We start from the raw sequence: 17,639 nt of genomic DNA, 5'->3' as shown, positions 1-17,639 counted from the left end.
GGGAAAAATCAATGGGGGAGTTCTTGTTAAATAGTTGGACTTATTTTGCTACGAACGTTTTAACACAGCCAGCATATTTGATTGGTTTCATCGTGTTATTAGGTTATCTCTTGTTACGGAGGCCCTTTTATGAATGCTTAGCAGGTTTTCTGAAAGCAACAGTTGGTTATTTTATTTTGAGTGTTGGTTCTGGTGGTTTGGTTAATAATTTTCGCCCTATTCTAGTAGGCTTGAAAGAGCGATTTAATTTACAGGCGATGGTTACCGATCCATATTTCGGGCAAAATGCAGTCGATGCAGGATTGATGAAAACCTTTGGACGAACCTTTGGTGATGTGATGATTTTGTTATTGATCGCATTTATTATGAATATTTTGTTGGTTCGTTTTCAAAAATATACAAAATTGAGAGCCGTTTTTACAACAGGGAATGTTCAGATTCAACAAGCAGCTACCGCTTTCTGGATTTTACTCTTTTGTTTTCCTAACTTAGGTAGGATCGAAGTACTAATTTTTATGGGCTTAATTCTTGGGTGTTATTGGGCAGTTGCTTCAAATTTAACGGTAGGGATTACGCAGGAATTAACAGAAGGTGCTGGTTTTGCGGTAGCCCATCAACAAATGTTTGGCATATTTATTTTTGCAAAATTAGCAGAATGGTTGAAAAAACGTGATCAAAAGAAACATCGTTCAGAGAAGGCCGATAAAAAATTGGAAGATATCGAATTACCAGGATTTCTATCCATTTTTAATGAAAATATGGTTGCTACGTCCATTTTGATGCTCTTTTTCTTTGGCATTATCTTGCTTGTTTTGGGACAAGATTATTTAATTCAAGCTAAATTTATGCAAGAAGGGCAGAGTTTCTTCTTTTATATCATGACCACTTCATTAAATTTTGCTGTCTATTTAGCTATCTTACAATTGGGCGTTAGAACCTTTGTCGACGAGTTGACGCAGTCATTCCAAGGGATTTCAAATACCATTTTACCAGGTGCTGTTCCTGGGATTGACGTAGCAGCGACTTTCGGGTTTGGCTCGCCCAATGCAGTAACAATTGGGTTTCTCTTTGGCGCATTAGGCCAGTTTTTAATGATTGGCTTACTGATTCTATTAAAGTCTCCGACAATCGTTATTGCGGGTTTTATCCCATTGTTTTTTGATAACGCTGTCATAGCTGTTTATGCAAATAATCGTGGCGGAGTAAAAGCTGCTTGTTTATTCCCCTTCCTTTCAGGTTTAATCCAAGTAGGTGGCTCAGCTTTATTTGCTACATGGATTGGATTATCTCAATATGGCGGTTATTTGGGCATGTTCGATTGGGCGACAGCTTGGCCGTTATTTACAATTATTATGAAAGTTCTAGGCTATGTTGGCGTAGCAGTGGTGGTGATTGGGTTACTAATAATTCCGCAACTTCAGTATCGGAAAAATCCAGAAGGTTACTTTATGATTGTCAATGATTATGAACAATATGCTAAAAAATTTCAAGAGAATTAAAGGAGGAATTTGAAATGAGAATACTTGTTTCCTGTGCCAATGGTTCTGGCACGAGTCTAATGATGATGCGGAGTGTTGAAAAAGCAATGAAAGAATTAGGTGTACCGATTACAAAAATTCATCATTGCGCCATTTCAGAAGGAAAAAGCTCTGCTAGCCAATACGACGTTGTTTTTACTCCAGTCAATTTTTTACAAATGTTTCAGCAAGCAGAAAAACGTGGAGTCACAGTGATTGGCATTAAAAATGTAATGTCTGCAAAAGAAATTCAAGAAAAATATATGGCTTCAGATCGTTATCAAAAATCTGAATAAAAGGATGGGAAAGATGAAAAGACCAAACTTACAAATCGCTTTAGATCATAATAGCTTAGAAGACGCTTTAGCAGATTGTATGAAAGTCGGAGAAATTGTCGATATTATCGAAGTTGGCACTATTTTGTGTTTACAAGAAGGCCAAAAAGCAATTCGTTGTTTAAAACGCATGTTTCCTAATAAAACGATTGTTGCTGATACAAAATGTGCTGATGCGGGCGGTACAGTTGCTCGTAATGTCGCACAAGCAGGCGCTGATTTCATGACGGTCATTTGTTGCGCCACCTTGCCAACGATGGCTGCAGCTCAAAAAGAAGTCCGAGAATTACAAGTAGAACTATATGGAAATTGGACAATGCAACAAGCTCGACAATGGCGAGAATTAGGGATTAATCAGGTGATTTATCATCAAAGTAGAGATGCTCTTTTAGCTGGCGGCAGTTGGGGAGAGAAAGATTTGAATAAAGTTCAAGAACTAATTGACTTAGGCTTTGAAGTGTCCGTCACAGGTGGTTTAACTGTCGAAACGCTTGAATTGTTTCAAACAATGGCAGTTGCAACATTTATTGCGGGCCGTGGGATTACTGAATCAAAAAATCCTGAACAAGCAGCCAAAGATTTTCAAAAAAAAATCGATCAGATTTGGAAGTGATAAAATGGCACGAATTGGACTGTATGAAAAAGCACTCCCGCAAAATTTAACTTGGGCAGAACGATTAACATGGGCCAAAAAGTTAGGGTTTGATTTTTTAGAAATGTCAATTGATGAATCCGATGAACGTTTAGCACGATTGGCTTGGACACCAAGCCAGTTACAAGAACTTTCTCAATTAATGGTGAAAGAAGATTTTTTTATCCATTCTTTGTGCTTAAGTGGTCATCGGCGGTTTCCTTTAGGCTCTTTAAATAAAGAAACACGTGAAAAAGGACGGGAAATTTTATCTCAAGCGATTCGTTTGGCTCATCAATTAAACATACGGGTGATTCAAATAGCTGGCTATGACGTCTTTTACGAAGAAAAAACTGCCGAAACAAGGGAATTTTTTCTTCAAGGTCTGAAAAAGGGCGTTGAGGAAGCTGCACAATACGGTGTCATTCTGGCTGTTGAGATTATGGATGACCCTTTTATGAATAGCATACAAAAATTTCTAGAAATTAAGGAACAAATTCCGTCTCCTTTTTTGCATGTTTATCCTGATTTAGGTAATTTGTCTGCTTGGCCGGAAAATAATCCGGCGGTTGAGCTTGAAAAGGGAATTGCTGAAATCGCTGCTATTCACTTAAAAGATACCTTCGCTGTAACAGACACATTTGAAGGCAAGTTTCGGGAAGTTACTTTTGGAGAAGGCTGTGTTGATTTTACAGGCTTATTGAAAACACTCAAGCGGTTAAACTATAGTGGTCCTTTTTTAATTGAAATGTGGAATGAAACGGATTTGAATTTTCAAGAAAAAATTCAAGCCGCGCAGCAGTATCTCTATCCTAAATTAGCAGAGGTGGGTTATTATGAACAATAAAGCGATCATCCAAGCAATGAAACAACGTGTTTATGAAGCGAATCTGGCTTTGCCAAAACTGGGCTTAGTCAAATTAACGTGGGGCAATGTTAGTGAAATCAATCGGTCATTAGGGATTATCGTAATTAAACCAAGCGGCGTCAAGTATCAAGAAATGACCAAGGAACAGATGGTAGTGACTGATTTAAACGGACAACTATTGGAAACCAATGCTTTAAAGCCGTCTTCTGATTTACCCACGCATCTTTATCTTTATCAAAAAATGCCAGAAATTGGAGCGATTGCGCACACGCACTCCCTGAATAGTGTTACGTGGGCTCAAGCAGGGCGAGCCTTACCTCCTTACGGTACCACCCATGCGGATACTTTTTATGGCGCTGTACCTTGCACAAGAGCGCTCTCTGAAAGTGAAATTAAAGAAAACTATGAAGAAGAGACTGGCAAAGTCATTGTTGAAACATTTCATGAACAAGAACTAGATCCTTTAGCAGTTCCAGGAGTGTTAGTTTATGGACATGGCCCATTTACTTGGGGAATGACTCCGGAAAAAGCAGTTGAAAACAGTTTGATTTTAGATGAAATCTGTTCAATGGCACGTTTGACGGAAACAATTAACCCAGATGTTGAACCAATTGATCATTTTTTATTGGATAAACATTATCTTAGAAAACATGGGATTTCCGCTTATTATGGTCAGTGATGGCTGTGATGAATCGTGTGAACAAGAACTATAATTGACTGATTAATTGGTCCTTTATAAAAACTTAGTTGTCTGTGATGGGACAACTAAGTTTTTATTTTTTTAAGAAAGCGTTCTCTTATTTTGGGGGAGAATAGAACAAAACGTTAATTTTCGTTTGTTAAGTTATGAAGAATTTGCGAATTCCAAGACTTTTTTCGCAGAATTAGGTACAATAAGTTACGTGTTAAAGAATTAGAAATGGAGGCAACCCAATCATGATAGGGACTGCTGTAAAAGAATTATTATTAGAAAAACAAGAAACGTTTTTAGTACCTGCCGAAAATGTCGCCAATGTAATGTGTTTAAATCCTTTAAGTCACGCGGCATTAGTCTTATCGAAAGTTCGCTATTCCAAGATTCCTGTGTTAGATAAGGGAGATCGCTTTGTTGGCTTAATCGGCTTGACAGACGTTGTAGATAAAATGTTTGATTTGACTTCAGTGGATTTTGAAAAATTGAATGAATTTACTGTGGCCGATGTAATGGAAGTCAATGTTCCTGTAATTGGTGAATCGTGGGATTTAGAAGAAGTGTTACATTTATTAGTAGATGCTTCTTTTTTACCAGTGGTTGATGATAATCAACGCTTTAAGGGCATCATTACACGCAAAGAAATTTTAAAAGCGGTCAACCATATGGCACATGAGTTAGAAAAACATCATCTTGTTCTGCCTAAATCAGAAGAAGAAATGAAAGTAATTTAAATAAAACGCAAGAAACTCTTTACTTTTTTCTCATAAATGCGTTATTCTGTATGATAACACGAAGTAAAGGAGTGCTGTGATTGGACGCATATGAGATTATTCAGTATATTGGCGATGCCAAAAAGCAAACGCCTGTTAAAGTAACACTGAAAGGGCAATTAAAAGAAGTCACTTTTCCGGAAACAATTAAGGTCTTTAATAATTGTAAAACTGGGACATTGTTTGGCGATTGGGCTGACGTAAAACCTTTTTTAGAAGCAAACAAAGAAAAAATTGAGGATTATGTTGTAGAAAACGATGCACGTAACTCAGCAATTCCTTTTCTTGATCTGAAAGACATTAATGCTCGGATTGAACCAGGTGCTTTGATTCGCGAAAAAGTTGAAATTGGCGATCAAGCGGTGATTATGATGGGGGCTATTCTAAATATTGGCGCCGTCGTTGGTGCAGGGACTATGATTGATATGGGCGCTGTTTTAGGCGGTCGTGCAACTGTAGGGAAGCATTGTCATATTGGCGCAGGAACGGTTTTAGCTGGTGTCATTGAACCACCAAGTGCCGCACCTGTGGTTATTGAAAACGAGGTTGTTATTGGAGCGAATGCGGTCGTACTAGAAGGGGTTCGTGTTGGTGAAGGTGCCGTTGTGGCTGCTGGGGCAGTAGTTGTGGAAGATGTTCCAGCGCATACCGTTGTCGCAGGCGTGCCAGCAAAAGTAATTAAACAAATTGATGATAAAACCAAGAGTAAAACAGAGATTTTAGAAGAATTACGTAAACTCTAAAAATAAATTAGTCAGTCGCGATGAAGAAACTTCTTCATGGCGGCTTTCGATTACCCCAAAAATGAAGGAGTGGCTTTTGTGGAGCAAGAAGAATTAATTGCGATTAGACGGCAACTACATCAAATACCTGAAATCGGTTTAGAAGAAAAGGAAACACAAGCCTTTTTACTTAATGAAATTGATAAAATGAAGCAACCTTATCTGCAAGTTCGAACATGGCAAACGGGGATTTTAGTCTTCATAGAAGGCAAAAATCCTCAGAAAACCATCGGCTGGCGTGCTGATATTGATGGTTTGCCTATTCAAGAGGAAGTGGTTTCTGCTTTTCAATCAAAACGACCAGGGTTTATGCATGCCTGTGGGCACGATTTTCACATGACAATCGGTTTAGGGGTTTTGAAAGAATTAAGTCAACAGCAACCAGACAATAACTTTTTATTTTTATTTCAACCTGCTGAAGAAAATGAAGCAGGGGGGATGCTGATGTATGAAGATCATGCGTTTGGTGAGTGGTTACCTGATGAATTTTATGCGCTTCATGTTAATCCTGATTTGCCAGTCGGAACTATTAGTACCAGAGTAGGCACATTGTTTGCTGCCACTTGTGAAGTGAACATTGCCTTAAAAGGAAAAGGTGGACATGCGGCTTTTCCACATCAAGCAAATGATATGGTCTTGGCGGCCACAAATTTAATTCAGCAAGCACAAACGATCGTTAGTCGAAATGTTGATCCTGTGGTTGGGGCAGTCGTTACTTTTGGGACTTTTCATGCAGGGACTGCCTGCAATGTGATTGCCGAAGAAGCAACTTTATCTGGTACAATTCGCACATTGACAGCAGAAACTAATGAACAAACGCAGCGAAGAATTCGCGAAATTAGTGAAGGTATTGCGCAATCTTTTCAATGTGAAGTAACTGTTCATCTTGATCAGAAAGGATATTTACCTGTAGTGAATGAGCCCGCATGTACCACGAATTTTATTGAATACATGAGCAAACAAGCAACAGTTCAATTTCAACAAGCGCCGGTTGCAATGACAGGTGAAGATTTTGGCTATCTATTGTCTAAAGTCCCAGGCACGATGTTTTGGTTAGGCGTGGCAAGTCCCTATAGCCTTCATTCTGCCAAGTTTGAACCGAACGAAGAGGCGTTATTGTTTGGAGTGGAGGCAGTTAGTGGCTTTTTAAAATCATTGGACAATTAGAAAAACAGCCACCAGATAACTAATAAATATCTGGTGGCTGTTTTTTATTTTGCAATAATAGGCGTATTGGGAATCGTAAAGCCGGCCTCTGTTAATGCTTTGATATATTGAGCTAGAAATTCTTCTTTGACCGCAAATTGTTTGCCGTTTAGTACATACATGGTCGTTCGCACCGCAAAGTTGCCATTGCCTAAATCGACCATGCCAAAAATATCTGGCCCAGTTTGAATACTTTCGATATACTTTTCTTTTAACGTTTCATTGACTTCTGTAATCACTTCACAAATTTTTTCATAACCTTCTTCAGGATTGATGCGGACATCAATTAATACTTGCATATTGGCACGAGACAGGTTACTGATTGTGGTGATGTTTCGGTTTGGAATAAAATGAACAGTTCCATCAACCGCTTTAATTTGAGTGGTTCGTAATCCGACAGAAGTAACAGTTCCTTCAATATTTAACGCCAATAAGCGAATATAATCGCCTACATCCATTTGTTGTTCTAAAATAATGAAAAATCCGGTAATTAAGTCATTCATGAATCCTTGAGCCCCTAAACCAATGGCAACACCGGCAATTCCCGCTCCGGCTAATAATGAGCCAACAGGCACACCGACAATGGTCAAAAGAGAATAGATGAAGAAAAAGAACAGCGTATATTGAAATGCATTAATAATTAAAGTGTGTAACGTTTTTAAACGGCTTTCACTAAAATGTTGCTTTTTACTATAATTTGCATAGGTGCGATCAATTAAATATTTCCCGATTCGCTGAATAATAAAAAATAGAAAAATTAAAAATAAAATTGATAAACTTTTTTCAATTAAGGTAGCGACAATGGCATCCCAATTAATATTGTTCCAAAAGCGTTGTAGCGCGCTCACTTTTTTTACGGTCGCTTCTGCTAAATCAGGAGCAGAAGAATCGACTGTTTCAGTACTGGCTAAACCAAGTATCAACATAAAAATCCAACTTTCTCTAAAATTTCTTCTTTTAGTATACTAAATCTCTCGGCGAAAGGGGAATAAAATAGAAAGTTTTTTTAAAGACTTAACATGTATTTTTAGGAATGTTATAATTTTGTAAATAAATAATATATTTTATAATTTTGTTAAAGGTTGTGAGTGCTGCGTGAAAGTTTCAATTGAATGGGCAAAAAATGATTTACTTTCTAAATTACCTGTAACAATTTTTATTGATGAACGATGTACCACTCGCTTGACGGCTGACAAGCGACGAACATTCATCTTCCATAATCCAGTCGCTTTACGATTAGGGAGTCGTTTTTTTAGTAGTCAGATAATCGAAATTGCGGAATCATGTACATTGAAAGTTTCCTTTAATTGGTCCTGTGTTTATCTCTTTTGTATCTGGTTACTTGCAGTTAAACTGTGGATTGGAAGCGTTAGCGGTCGGACAATTGTAGTTGTGGCACTAATCGGAGTGCTGACTTATTGGCGTCGTTATTTATTAAAAATAAAGAAAATGACCTGACAAGTCGTGATTGTTTCGTGAAAGAAGAATGCGTAGTATACTAAAAGTAATGAAAATGAAGGGACTGAAGAAACACATGACTTTGGATAAAACAAAAAAATTAGCAAATGGCAATGAAATGCCACGCCTAGGTTTAGGCGTTTGGCGTGTAGAAGATGGCTCAGAAGCAACAAATTCAGTAAAATGGGCTTTAGAAGCGGGTTATCGCTTGATTGATACGGCAGCCGTTTATAAAAACGAAGCAGGGGTGGGCGAAGGCATTCGTCAATCGGGTATTCCCCGCGAAGAAATTTTCGTGACGACGAAATTATGGAATGAAGATCAAGGCTATGAAAATGCGATTAAAGCATTTGATAAAAGCTTAGAAAAATTAGGGCTAGACTATGTTGATTTATATTTAATTCACTGGCCTGTTGCTGGTAAATATAAAGAATCATGGAAAGCATTAGAAGAAATTTACGCAAGTGGTCGTGCCAAAGCGATTGGCGTTTCCAATTTTCATCAACATCATTTGGAAGATTTATTAACAGAAGCAAATGTTGTGCCAATGGTGGATCAAATTGAATTACATCCTACGTTAACACAAGAACCGCTACGAAAATATTTAGCCGAAAATAAGATTGCCGTGGAGGCTTGGTCTCCTCTAGGACAAGGTAATTTATTATCTGAACCAGTACTAGTGAAAATTGGTGAAAAATATGGTAAATCAGCGGCCCAAGTGATTATTCGTTGGCACTTACAAAATGATATTATCGTGATTCCCAAATCTGTTCACGAAAAAAGAATTCAGGAAAATTTTGCTGTCTTTGATTTTGAATTAACGCCAGAAGAAATAATCGCAATTAATCAGTTAAATAAGGATCATCGTTTTGGTGCAGATCCAGATAATTTTGATTTTTAAGTATGATAGCAAGCAAAAACGGAGGGGCGAAAGACGTCCCTCCGTTTTTACTATAATTTTTGAACAAAGTAGTTAAAGAGTGCTTGGGATTTGGCATCACGTGCGTACATTAGTTCAGGATGCCATTGAACAGCTAATAAAGGCTGCTGTTCATTTGTTGATTCCACTGCTTCTGCAAGGCCATCAGAGGACCAAGCAGTAACGCGTAAATCTTTTCCTAAAGTATGTAGTGCTTGGTGATGGTACGAGTTGACTTGACCAGTTGTACCATATATGTTTGATAATTGACTGTCTGGTTCAACATCAATACGATGCGTCGCAAAGATTGGTTGAGTGGGTTGTTGTCCGTGCTTAACTGACCATTGAGGATACATCGATAAATCTTGATATAATGTGCCACCTAAAGCAACATTGACTAATTGCATTCCACGGCAAACCGCAAAAATAGGTTTGTTTTGTTTTAAGGCTTCTTCAATTAGGGCTAACTCAAACTCGTCACGATCACGATTCGTTTCTTCTAATTTTATATGGGGTTCTTGTCCGTAAAATTCAGGGGCAACATCTTGACCGCCTGCTAAAAGTAGTTTATCAATTTGTTGTATATACGTAGCGGCTAATTCTTTGGAGCCAATTGGCAAAACGAGAGGAACGCCACCTGCGGCTTGAACAGCGCTAACAAAACCTTGTGGGGTGTAAGTCACTTGGTTACCGTGAAACACTTCAGCTGCCTGCAAAAGTTGATTGCCAGCGATTCCAATAATTTTTTTTGTCATAATAACATCACATCCTCAATAAATTCATACATTCTATTGTAGCACTTTTTCTGAAAAAAGTGTTTGAGAAGAAGTCGAGACAAGTTTTGTCTCGAACAGCTCTCAAACACAAAAAGCTCAGTAAGTGAACAAGTGAAACTTTTTAACGTTCACGAATGACTTCGATTTTATAACCATCTGGGTCGACAACAAAGTAATAAGATGGTGCAGTTCCAGGTAAGCCTTTTAAGTCAGTGACAGTTAAGCCAGCCGCTTGATGTTTTTCGTGTAATCCTTCTAAATCATCTGTACTGATGGCGATATGACCATAACCGTTTCCTAAATCGTATGCTTCATGATCATAATTATAAGTTAGTTCTAGTTCGTAGTCGTCTCCTGGTAAAGTTAGATAAACCAAAGTAAATTTATTTTCTGGAAAATCACGACGGCGACTTTCTTCAAAATTGAAGGCTTTTTGATAGAAATCTAATGATGCCTCTAAATCTTTTACACGCACACATGTATGAGCCATTTTCATAGTTAAAAACTCCCTTTCAAACTTAATTATATTTCCAACGTTAATAGTAGCATAGATAAACGTGAAATGTAGAGAAAAACGCTTGGTTTCTGACTTGTTCTAAAGGAATTTCTCAGGTAAAATAGATGAAAAGAGAAGAGGTGCGCCAATGAAAACGCCAACGTTTGGAAAAAGAGAAGAGACATTGACCTATCAAACAAGATATGCTGCATACATTATTGTTTCAAAGCCAGAAAATAACACAATGGTTATGGTACAAGCGCCAAATGGAGCTTATTTTTTACCAGGAGGCGAAATTGAAGGCACCGAAACGAAAGAAGAAGCGATCCATCGAGAAGTGCTAGAAGAATTAGGAATTAGTGTAGAAATTGGCTGTTATTTAGGGGAAGCTGATGAATATTTTTATTCGAACCATCGCCAAACTGCCTATTATAATCCTGGATATTTTTATGTAGCGAATACTTGGCGGCAACTTAGCGAACCCTTAGAAAGGACCAATACTTTACACTGGGTTGCACCAGAAGAAGCAGTCCGTTTATTAAAAAGAGGAAGCCACCGTTGGGCCGTTGAAAAATGGCTAGCGGCAGCATCATAAAATAACGAATAACCCTCAATCTATGTTGATTAGATTGAGGGTTATTGTTATTGAAAAGAATGTTTAAATTAAAACCATTTTTTCAATAATTTGAGCGACACCATCTTCGTCATTACTAGTGGTATGCACATCGGCAATTGTTTTAACATTTTCTGTCGCATTGCCCATCGCAACACCAATCCCAGCGTAATCAATCATGGATAAGTCATTTTCATTGTCACCAATGGCCATCACTTCGTCTTTATTTAAGCCTAAATGGTCTGCCAATTTTGCTAGAGCATTGCCTTTGCTAGCATTTTTATTCATGATTTCATAGTAAAAAGGCGTACTTTTAACAGTCGTATATTTTTCAGTAAAATGTAATGGTAATTTTGCAATGGCAGGATCTAAAACTTCCGGCTCATCAATCATCATCATTTTAATAATGTTCATCTCTGGTGTCATTTCATCCACCGTACGATATTTCAAAGGCATGTTCACTAAAGATGCTTCGTGAATCGTATATTTACCAATATTGCGATTGGCAGTGTAAATAGCGGAATCATCAATTGTATGCAAGTGAGCGCCGACTTTACGAGAATACATTTCAATTTCTAAAAAATCCTCATAACTCAAGGTATAGCGTGAAATAATCGTATTATCTTTGGTTGCTTGGACAAGCGAACCGTTGTAGGTAATCACGAAATCATTTTCACCATATAAGGCTAATTCATCCAATTGTTCTTTCACGCCTGGCAAAGGACGGCCTGTACATAAAACAATACGAACGCCTTGATCATTTGCTTTTTGGAGCGCTTCTTTGACCCGTGGGGTAATCTTGTGTTGTGAATTTAGCAATGTTCCGTCGATATCAATAGCAACTAACTTAATTGACATAGAATCCTCCTAGAAAACCTATTTTTTTAAAACTAACGCACCATTATGAATGTAACTTGAAAACTCACGATACGTCTCATCAAATAAATCGTAATGTTTTTTATTTCCTTGGTCAAGCATTTCTTTAGGGAAATAGAAACGTTCATCTCCTTGACTCTGACCAGCAAGTGCTGCAACTAGGGGACTGACCGTTGCCAATTCCACTAATGAACCATCTTTTTGCATCAATTCAATTTGTGTACGATGACGGTCTTTATTTGGACGATAAAAATCGTAAGGTAAATCATAGCTTGAATTAATGGCAGTATAATATTTAGGGTTGAAACCAACTTTTTCAATCAATTCCCTTAAATAAGCAATCGTTGCTGCGCTCTCTTTTTCGTTCGTAAAGGTGGCTGACTTCAGAGGCTTACGCATAAGGAAACGTTTGGCTAAATCACCTAGAATTGAATCAGGCACATCCATCCATTGTGTAAAGTACGTAGAGAGGACGCCATCATCCAATTTTAAATATTCTTGTAAGGTGAAGTCCCCTTTAAAGAATGGTACAAGCAGAGAGGCTTGTAAATCATAGTCAAATTCAGGGTTTTCAAATAATTCTTTCGCCCGATGCAATAAATGATCAAGAATCACTTCCATCCCACGAGAAACAGGGTGGAAATAGACTTGGACATACATTTGGTAACGACTAACGATATAGTCTTCCACCGCATGCATCCCATTCATAGCAAAGGCAATGCCTCCTTTGTAGGGTCGAATCACACGTAAAATTCTAGTTAAATCGAAGGTTCCGTATTCAGTCCCTGTAAAGTAAGCATCACGTAACAGATAGTCCATACGATCGGCATCAATTTGACTAGAAATCATTTGCACCACTTGAGGATTTGGGTATTGTTTAGTAATAACGCTGGCGACTTTTTCAGGAAAATCTGCCGAAACACGATTTAAAATTTGATAAACTTCCGTTTCTGGTGAGGTGATGATTTGGACCGTGATTGCTTCATGGTTTGTATCAAAAATATGCTCGAATGTATGTGAATAAGGACCATGACCGACATCATGTAATAAAGCTGCGCAAAGCGTAATCAGGCGCTCGTCGTCATTCCAGCCGTTTTCACCTAATCGTTCCACAGAGTAGTTACGTTGGAAAATCTCACAAATCCGACGTGTAATTTCGTAAACACCCAAAGAATGGGAAAAACGACTATGTTCGGCACCGTGAAACGTAAAAGAAGAAGTGCCTAGTTGCTTAATGCGACGTAATCGTTGCACTTCGGCAGAATTAATAAGGTCTAAAATCACTTGATGTTGGACATGAATATAATTATGGACGGGATCACGAAAAACTTTTTCGATTGGTAATCGTTGCTCTTTATACGGAATCGTCATACGATCTCTCCTTTAATTAAGGCGTTTCGTTGCGCCATTTTTTCCAGCTGGACAGTTAAATTTGTTTGGAACCATTCTGAGGTTATAATTGGTTCGGTTAAGTTTGGATCAATAGATTTTTCAAATTGTTGAGGTAATGCTTCGATTAAACGGGTTTTTACGGCGTCTATTGTTAATGGAGTCTCAATCAGCGTTTCTAAATTTGCCATCACTGCTGGATCAACGGGTGGATAGCCATTTTCACCAAATTGTTCTTGTAAGCCAGCAAGGTAAAAGTCTCGAACCACTTCTCCACGAGCAAGTTGATTGCCGTTAACGCTGATGTAAATCATGACAGCAATACCGTCTTTGACGCGTCGTTGGGCAATCCCTGCAAACTTTTGACCGCCAATACTTAAATCATAAGTACCGGGACAATAGGATGTAGTAATTTCAAAGGCGTCAATCTCTTTCTCCGGAAAACTCTGACGGAGCCAAGCCCACATTAATTCATAAGCCGCATCGATACTTAATTTGTGTTCAGAATTATTTGGTAAAATAAGTGAAACATTTAAAATACCCGAATCGGCAATCACCCCTAAACCGCCGGCATTGCGAACGACTACAGAATAATCGTTTTCTTGCAGAGAAGCGATGCCTTCTTTTAGATGTGGTACACGGGTATCTTTCATGCCAAGAATCATTGCTTGATCCAATTGCCAGAAATGAATGATTGGTTGGTGCTGCATTCCTGAAAAAGTAGTTAAAACATCGGTCAAAGCAAAAGGTAAAAAATAGTCACTGTTTGTTAAACAACCTGAATCAAGGAGCATAAAGGATTCAGTGTGAAGGGGAAAAGTTGTGCTCATAAAAAACGTCCTGTCTATTTATAATTACGTCATTTAATACGTTTATTTTCTTACTCTCTCTTATATTATATACAAAAAACGCAAAAAAGCATGTTATATAAACGAATTCTGAAGGAATTCTCTAAAATAGTAAACGGTTTTCTTATTAAATAGATGAAACAAATGCTTGCAACCCGTGAAAAGAGCTTATACAATAAGAAAAGGTACATAAGCAAGGAAAAATTGACTTTAGTTGACAAATACATTGAAAAAGTCAACAATAAGAAAGTTATATTTTGGAAAAGGAGTGACCATTATGGATTTATCAACAGGCGTTCCTGTATCGATTCAACTAAAAACGATTGTCCAACAAGGCAACGAACAAAAAGATTTTTTCTTTGACTTAGAAGGTCAATTAGTAAAAATGGGTGATACATTATACATTCGTTACAAAGAAGAATTATTAGAGGATACAGAACCAACCCCCGTAACCATTAAAATTGAACCAGACGGGCATGTTCAGCTGATTCGTGCCGGCGAATTACGGATGCGTTTAAGATTTGGCTATCAGGAAAAATTAGATACAAGTTATCGAACCCCTTATGGCTTGCTGCAGATTAGTACGTTTACCCATAATTTGCGTGTTAGTTTAAAAGACCAACCAATGTCTGGTAAGATTTTAGTTGATTATGATTTATACTCTCAAACAGAGCGAATCGGAGAATATCATTTAGAATTAGAATTTACTGCATAAATATTGCAGAATAGAATTGATTTTTTTTCAATGTTTTTGTATGATAAGGAGTAGACTGTGAAAGGACGTGTACCTCTTGGAAATTAATGTATTTGAAGGGTTAAACAAAAAAGAATTATCCATGATTGAAGTAGCACACGCTATTTTAGAACAACATGCAGATGTAATGGATTTTTCTGATTTAGTTAACCAAATCCAAAATTATCTTGGCAAGTCTGATAGTGAAATTCGTGACCAATTAGCACAATTTTATACAGATTTAAACATCGACGGTAGCTTTATCTCATTGGGAGACAATCGTTGGGGCTTACGTTCATGGTATCCAATCGATTCAATCGATGAAGAAGTTACACATGGCTTGGAAGAAGACGAAGAAGATGCACCACGTCGTAGAAAACGTAAAAAAGTAAATGCCTTCATCACTAATCCAAACGATGAAGATGTAATTGACTATAACGATGACGATCCAGAAGATGCTGAATTAACAAATGATGATGAAGAAGACATCTTGTACGATGATGAAGAAGATGAAGATGAAGAAATCAAAGCATACAACTCTGACTTACAAGAGATTGGTGCAGATTCAGACGATGATGAAGAAGACATTCCACAAATCGAAGAAGATTTAACAATCATTGATGACGATGATGTTGAAGATGAAGACGATTTTGATGACGAATATTCTGAAGAGTAAGAAACCAAAAAGCTTGATTCCTAAGAAGGAGTCAAGCTTTTTAGTTGAATGTCCAAGAAAAATGAGAAAATAGAAAAAATTATTTTCTTGAATAGAAGTACTTGACCTGATGTCCGTTTGCTTGTATTATACTACTTGGGCACCTTTAAGAAGGTCAGAAGTTTGAACGAACTTACAAGCTCCCTATTCGTAATGGATAGGGAGCTTTTCTATTTTTGTTTCTTTTTTATTTGGAGAAACGTAAGAGTTTCAAAGTTGTTTTACTTCTCTCTACAAAATATTATCAAAGAAAGGGTTTTTAACTATTATGACAAAATACATCTTTGTTACAGGTGGCGTGGTTTCTTCTATCGGAAAAGGGATTGTCGCAGCATCTTTAGGACGATTATTAAAAAATCGTGGATTAAAAGTAACGATTCAAAAATTCGATCCATATATTAATGTGGATCCGGGGACAATGAGTCCTTACCAACATGGAGAGGTTTTTGTCACAGATGATGGTGCCGAAACAGACTTGGACTTAGGTCACTATGAACGTTTTATTGATATTAACTTAAATAAATACTCAAACGTAACCACTGGAAAAATTTATTCAGAAGTCTTACGTAAAGAACGTAAAGGGGAATACTTAGGTGCAACAGTGCAAGTTATTCCACACATTACCAATGAAATCAAAGAAAAAATCATGCGTGCAGCGAAAATGACGGATGCCGATGTGATTATCACAGAAGTAGGTGGTACTGTCGGCGACATCGAATCATTACCTTTCCTAGAAGCATTGCGTCAAATGAAAGCTGATATGGGTAGTGACAACGTAATGTACATCCATACAACCTTGATTCCTTACTTAAAAGCGGCTGGCGAAATGAAAACTAAACCAACACAACATAGTGTCAAAGAATTAAGAAGTTTAGGGATTCAACCAAATATTTTAGTGGTTCGTACGGAATTACCTGTTTCTCAAAACACTAAAAACAAATTAGCACAATTCTGTGATGTTAATCCAGAAGCGGTAATTGAATCTCGTGATGTTGAAACATTGTATTCCATTCCATTAGCACTTCAAGCACAAAACATGGATCAAATTGTTTGTGATCATTTAAAATTGGACGCACCGGCTGCAGACATGACTGAGTGGCGTGCATTAGAAGAAAAAGTTCTTAACTTGAAAAAGAAAACAAAAATTGCGCTGGTTGGTAAATATGTTGAATTACCAGATGCCTATATTTCTGTTGTAGAAGCATTAAAACATGCTGGGTTTGATTTTGATTCAGATATCGAAATTGATTGGGTTGATTCACAAGAATTAACTGCTGAAAATGTCGCTGAAAGAATTGGTTCAGCAGATGGTATTTTGGTTCCTGGTGGTTTTGGTGATCGTGGAATTGAAGGAAAAATTGAAGCGATTCGTTTTGCTCGCGAAAATGACGTACCATTCCTTGGCATTTGCTTAGGTATGCAAATGGCCTGTGTAGAATTTGGTCGTAACGTTGTGGGCTTAGAAGATGCTGGTTCTGCAGAAACTAATCCTGACGTGACAAATAACATTATTGATTTAATGGCAGATCAAGAAAACATCGAGAATTTAGGTGGTACACTACGTTTAGGTTTATATCCATGTAAATTGAAAAAAGGAACGAAAACTGCGGCAGCATACGGAAATGAAGATGTTGTCCAAGAACGTCACCGTCATCGTTATGAATTTAACAACAAATACCGTCAATTATTTGAAGAAAATGGCTTAGTCTTCTCTGGAGTTTCACCAGATAATCGTTTAGTTGAGATTGTTGAAATTCCTGAAAAACAATTCTTTGTGGCTTGTCAATTCCACCCAGAATTAATTTCTCGTCCAAATCGCCCACAACGCTTAATCAAAGGATTCGTTGGTGCAGCTTTGGCAAATAAAGAAAGTAAATAAGTAAAAATGGACGAAGTGATTCAGTTCACTTCGTCCATTTTTAATCTAAAAAAGTACGGGGCTCATCATGAGCCTGTAGTGCGCCCCCAAAGTTAGACCAAAAAATCTAACTTTGGGGGCGTATTTAAATTGGC

Annotated in this window: 20 protein-coding genes; 14 read left to right on the top strand and 6 right to left on the bottom strand. The window is 37.6% G+C overall.

Features of this window, described 5'->3' with window-relative positions:
- Positions 1-11 precede the first annotated feature (11 nt).
- From AB3I72_RS10175 to AB3I72_RS10140, 8 genes are all read left to right on the top strand, one after another.
- The gene (locus AB3I72_RS10175) at positions 12-1,499 is read left to right on the top strand and encodes a PTS ascorbate transporter subunit IIC (protein ID WP_086317784.1); all 1,488 of its coding nucleotides are present in this window, start codon (positions 12-14) and stop codon (positions 1,497-1,499) included.
- Positions 1,500-1,513: 14 nt separating this feature from the next.
- A complete protein-coding gene (locus tag AB3I72_RS10170; RefSeq protein WP_002358018.1) occupies positions 1,514-1,813 on the top strand; it encodes a PTS sugar transporter subunit IIB in 300 nt (99 codons plus the stop codon).
- A 13-nt stretch (positions 1,814-1,826) separates the two neighbouring features.
- The gene (locus tag AB3I72_RS10165; RefSeq protein ID WP_002381985.1) at positions 1,827-2,465 is read left to right on the top strand and encodes a 3-keto-L-gulonate-6-phosphate decarboxylase UlaD; all 639 of its coding nucleotides are present in this window, start codon (positions 1,827-1,829) and stop codon (positions 2,463-2,465) included.
- A 4-nt stretch (positions 2,466-2,469) separates the two neighbouring features.
- Complete coding sequence (locus AB3I72_RS10160; RefSeq protein ID WP_002382124.1) at positions 2,470-3,330, top strand: L-ribulose-5-phosphate 3-epimerase; 861 nt, start codon at positions 2,470-2,472, stop codon at positions 3,328-3,330.
- Positions 3,320-4,030, top strand: a complete 711-nt coding sequence (locus AB3I72_RS10155; protein ID WP_002382125.1) for an L-ribulose-5-phosphate 4-epimerase — start codon at positions 3,320-3,322, stop codon at positions 4,028-4,030. Before AB3I72_RS10160 ends, AB3I72_RS10155 begins: the two co-directional genes overlap by 11 nt.
- A 257-nt stretch (positions 4,031-4,287) precedes the next feature.
- Positions 4,288-4,776 carry a cyclic-di-AMP-binding protein CbpB gene (cbpB, locus tag AB3I72_RS10150; RefSeq protein ID WP_002382126.1) on the top strand — a complete coding sequence of 163 codons (489 nt, stop codon included), beginning with the start codon at positions 4,288-4,290 and terminating at the stop codon, positions 4,774-4,776.
- An 80-nt stretch (positions 4,777-4,856) separates the two neighbouring features.
- Positions 4,857-5,558, top strand: a complete 702-nt coding sequence (dapD, locus tag AB3I72_RS10145; protein WP_002358012.1) for a 2,3,4,5-tetrahydropyridine-2,6-dicarboxylate N-acetyltransferase — start codon at positions 4,857-4,859, stop codon at positions 5,556-5,558.
- 36 nt (positions 5,559-5,594) lie between these two features.
- Positions 5,595-6,764 (top strand): N-acetyldiaminopimelate deacetylase, encoded by a 1,170-nt coding sequence (locus AB3I72_RS10140; RefSeq protein ID WP_002419856.1) that lies wholly within the window; start codon positions 5,595-5,597, stop codon positions 6,762-6,764.
- A gap of 44 nt (positions 6,765-6,808) precedes the next feature.
- Here the strand turns inward: AB3I72_RS10140 and AB3I72_RS10135 are convergent, their stop codons facing one another.
- Positions 6,809-7,729 carry a mechanosensitive ion channel family protein gene (locus AB3I72_RS10135; protein ID WP_002382128.1) on the bottom strand — a complete coding sequence of 307 codons (921 nt, stop codon included), beginning with the start codon at positions 7,727-7,729 and terminating at the stop codon, positions 6,809-6,811.
- 169 nt (positions 7,730-7,898) lie between these two features.
- Here AB3I72_RS10135 and AB3I72_RS10130 point away from each other — a divergent pair, with 169 nt between their 5' ends.
- Both AB3I72_RS10130 and AB3I72_RS10125 read left to right on the top strand, forming a co-directional pair.
- Positions 7,899-8,261: a hypothetical protein gene (locus AB3I72_RS10130; protein WP_181035315.1), complete on the top strand. Its 363-nt coding sequence runs from the start codon at positions 7,899-7,901 to the stop codon at positions 8,259-8,261.
- 28 nt (positions 8,262-8,289) lie between these two features.
- Complete coding sequence (locus AB3I72_RS10125; RefSeq protein WP_308687231.1) at positions 8,290-9,162, top strand: aldo/keto reductase; 873 nt, start codon at positions 8,290-8,292, stop codon at positions 9,160-9,162.
- Positions 9,163-9,212: 50 nt separating this feature from the next.
- Here the strand turns inward: AB3I72_RS10125 and AB3I72_RS10120 are convergent, their stop codons facing one another.
- On the bottom strand, positions 9,213-9,935 hold the full coding sequence (locus AB3I72_RS10120; protein WP_002397795.1) for a gamma-glutamyl-gamma-aminobutyrate hydrolase family protein: 723 nt from the start codon (positions 9,933-9,935) through the stop codon (positions 9,213-9,215).
- A 142-nt stretch (positions 9,936-10,077) separates the two neighbouring features.
- Positions 10,078-10,452: a VOC family protein gene (locus AB3I72_RS10115; protein ID WP_002358003.1), complete on the bottom strand. Its 375-nt coding sequence runs from the start codon at positions 10,450-10,452 to the stop codon at positions 10,078-10,080.
- Between the two features lie 148 nt (positions 10,453-10,600).
- Here AB3I72_RS10115 and AB3I72_RS10110 point away from each other — a divergent pair, with 148 nt between their 5' ends.
- Positions 10,601-11,047 (top strand): NUDIX hydrolase, encoded by a 447-nt coding sequence (locus AB3I72_RS10110; RefSeq protein ID WP_368023893.1) that lies wholly within the window; start codon positions 10,601-10,603, stop codon positions 11,045-11,047.
- A 63-nt stretch (positions 11,048-11,110) separates the two neighbouring features.
- Here AB3I72_RS10110 and yidA read toward each other — a convergent pair whose 3' ends face one another.
- The 3 genes from yidA to AB3I72_RS10095 are packed head-to-tail and all read right to left on the bottom strand — an operon-like array spanning position 11,111 to position 14,124.
- Entirely contained in the window at positions 11,111-11,923 is an 813-nt protein-coding gene (gene yidA, locus AB3I72_RS10105) for a sugar-phosphatase (protein WP_002361624.1), read from the bottom strand.
- 18 nt (positions 11,924-11,941) lie between these two features.
- Complete coding sequence (locus tag AB3I72_RS10100; protein WP_002357999.1) at positions 11,942-13,312, bottom strand: dNTPase; 1,371 nt, start codon at positions 13,310-13,312, stop codon at positions 11,942-11,944.
- Entirely contained in the window at positions 13,309-14,124 is an 816-nt protein-coding gene (locus AB3I72_RS10095) for a lipoate--protein ligase family protein (RefSeq protein ID WP_002390086.1), read from the bottom strand. The genes AB3I72_RS10100 and AB3I72_RS10095 overlap by 4 nt, the downstream gene beginning before the upstream one ends.
- Positions 14,125-14,455: 331 nt before the next feature.
- On the opposite strand from AB3I72_RS10095, the gene AB3I72_RS10090 reads away from it, so the two are divergent.
- The 3 genes from AB3I72_RS10090 to AB3I72_RS10080 all read left to right on the top strand — a co-directional run bounded on the left by AB3I72_RS10090 (position 14,456) and on the right by AB3I72_RS10080 (position 17,505).
- A complete protein-coding gene (locus tag AB3I72_RS10090) occupies positions 14,456-14,893 on the top strand; it encodes a DUF1934 domain-containing protein (RefSeq protein WP_002382132.1) in 438 nt (145 codons plus the stop codon).
- Between the two features lie 76 nt (positions 14,894-14,969).
- Entirely contained in the window at positions 14,970-15,587 is a 618-nt protein-coding gene (rpoE, locus tag AB3I72_RS10085) for a DNA-directed RNA polymerase subunit delta (protein ID WP_002357996.1), read from the top strand.
- Positions 15,588-15,894: 307 nt separating this feature from the next.
- Complete coding sequence (locus AB3I72_RS10080) at positions 15,895-17,505, top strand: CTP synthase (protein WP_002357995.1); 1,611 nt, start codon at positions 15,895-15,897, stop codon at positions 17,503-17,505.
- Positions 17,506-17,639 lie beyond the last annotated feature (134 nt).

It is taken from the genome of Enterococcus sp. GC34, assembly GCF_040886645.1.
GTDB classification, from domain to species: domain Bacteria; phylum Bacillota; class Bacilli; order Lactobacillales; family Enterococcaceae; genus Enterococcus; species Enterococcus faecalis.
The sequence above is the reverse complement of the archived record's forward strand: the minus strand, read 5'-3'. Positions and strand labels throughout refer to the sequence as shown.

Excerpts from the sequence above, each read along its gene's own strand:
- AB3I72_RS10175 (WP_086317784.1), top strand. The coding sequence starts at position 12 with ATGGGGGAGTTCTTGTTAAATAGTTGGACTTATTTTGCTACGAACGTT.
- AB3I72_RS10170 (WP_002358018.1), top strand. The coding sequence starts at position 1,514 with ATGAGAATACTTGTTTCCTGTGCCAATGGTTCTGGCACGAGTCTAATG.
- AB3I72_RS10165 (WP_002381985.1), top strand. The coding sequence starts at position 1,827 with ATGAAAAGACCAAACTTACAAATCGCTTTAGATCATAATAGCTTAGAA.
- AB3I72_RS10160 (WP_002382124.1), top strand. The coding sequence starts at position 2,470 with ATGGCACGAATTGGACTGTATGAAAAAGCACTCCCGCAAAATTTAACT.
- AB3I72_RS10155 (WP_002382125.1), top strand. The coding sequence starts at position 3,320 with ATGAACAATAAAGCGATCATCCAAGCAATGAAACAACGTGTTTATGAA.
- cbpB (WP_002382126.1), top strand. The coding sequence starts at position 4,288 with ATGATAGGGACTGCTGTAAAAGAATTATTATTAGAAAAACAAGAAACG.
- AB3I72_RS10140 (WP_002419856.1), top strand. The coding sequence starts at position 5,595 with ATGGCGGCTTTCGATTACCCCAAAAATGAAGGAGTGGCTTTTGTGGAG.
- AB3I72_RS10135 (WP_002382128.1), bottom strand. The coding sequence starts at position 7,729 with ATGTTGATACTTGGTTTAGCCAGTACTGAAACAGTCGATTCTTCTGCT.
- AB3I72_RS10125 (WP_308687231.1), top strand. The coding sequence starts at position 8,290 with ATGCGTAGTATACTAAAAGTAATGAAAATGAAGGGACTGAAGAAACAC.
- AB3I72_RS10120 (WP_002397795.1), bottom strand. The coding sequence starts at position 9,935 with ATGACAAAAAAAATTATTGGAATCGCTGGCAATCAACTTTTGCAGGCA.
- AB3I72_RS10115 (WP_002358003.1), bottom strand. The coding sequence starts at position 10,452 with ATGAAAATGGCTCATACATGTGTGCGTGTAAAAGATTTAGAGGCATCA.
- AB3I72_RS10110 (WP_368023893.1), top strand. The coding sequence starts at position 10,601 with ATGAAAACGCCAACGTTTGGAAAAAGAGAAGAGACATTGACCTATCAA.
- yidA (WP_002361624.1), bottom strand. The coding sequence starts at position 11,923 with ATGTCAATTAAGTTAGTTGCTATTGATATCGACGGAACATTGCTAAAT.
- AB3I72_RS10100 (WP_002357999.1), bottom strand. The coding sequence starts at position 13,312 with ATGACGATTCCGTATAAAGAGCAACGATTACCAATCGAAAAAGTTTTT.
- AB3I72_RS10095 (WP_002390086.1), bottom strand. The coding sequence starts at position 14,124 with ATGCTCCTTGATTCAGGTTGTTTAACAAACAGTGACTATTTTTTACCT.
- AB3I72_RS10090 (WP_002382132.1), top strand. The coding sequence starts at position 14,456 with ATGGATTTATCAACAGGCGTTCCTGTATCGATTCAACTAAAAACGATT.
- AB3I72_RS10080 (WP_002357995.1), top strand. The coding sequence starts at position 15,895 with ATGACAAAATACATCTTTGTTACAGGTGGCGTGGTTTCTTCTATCGGA.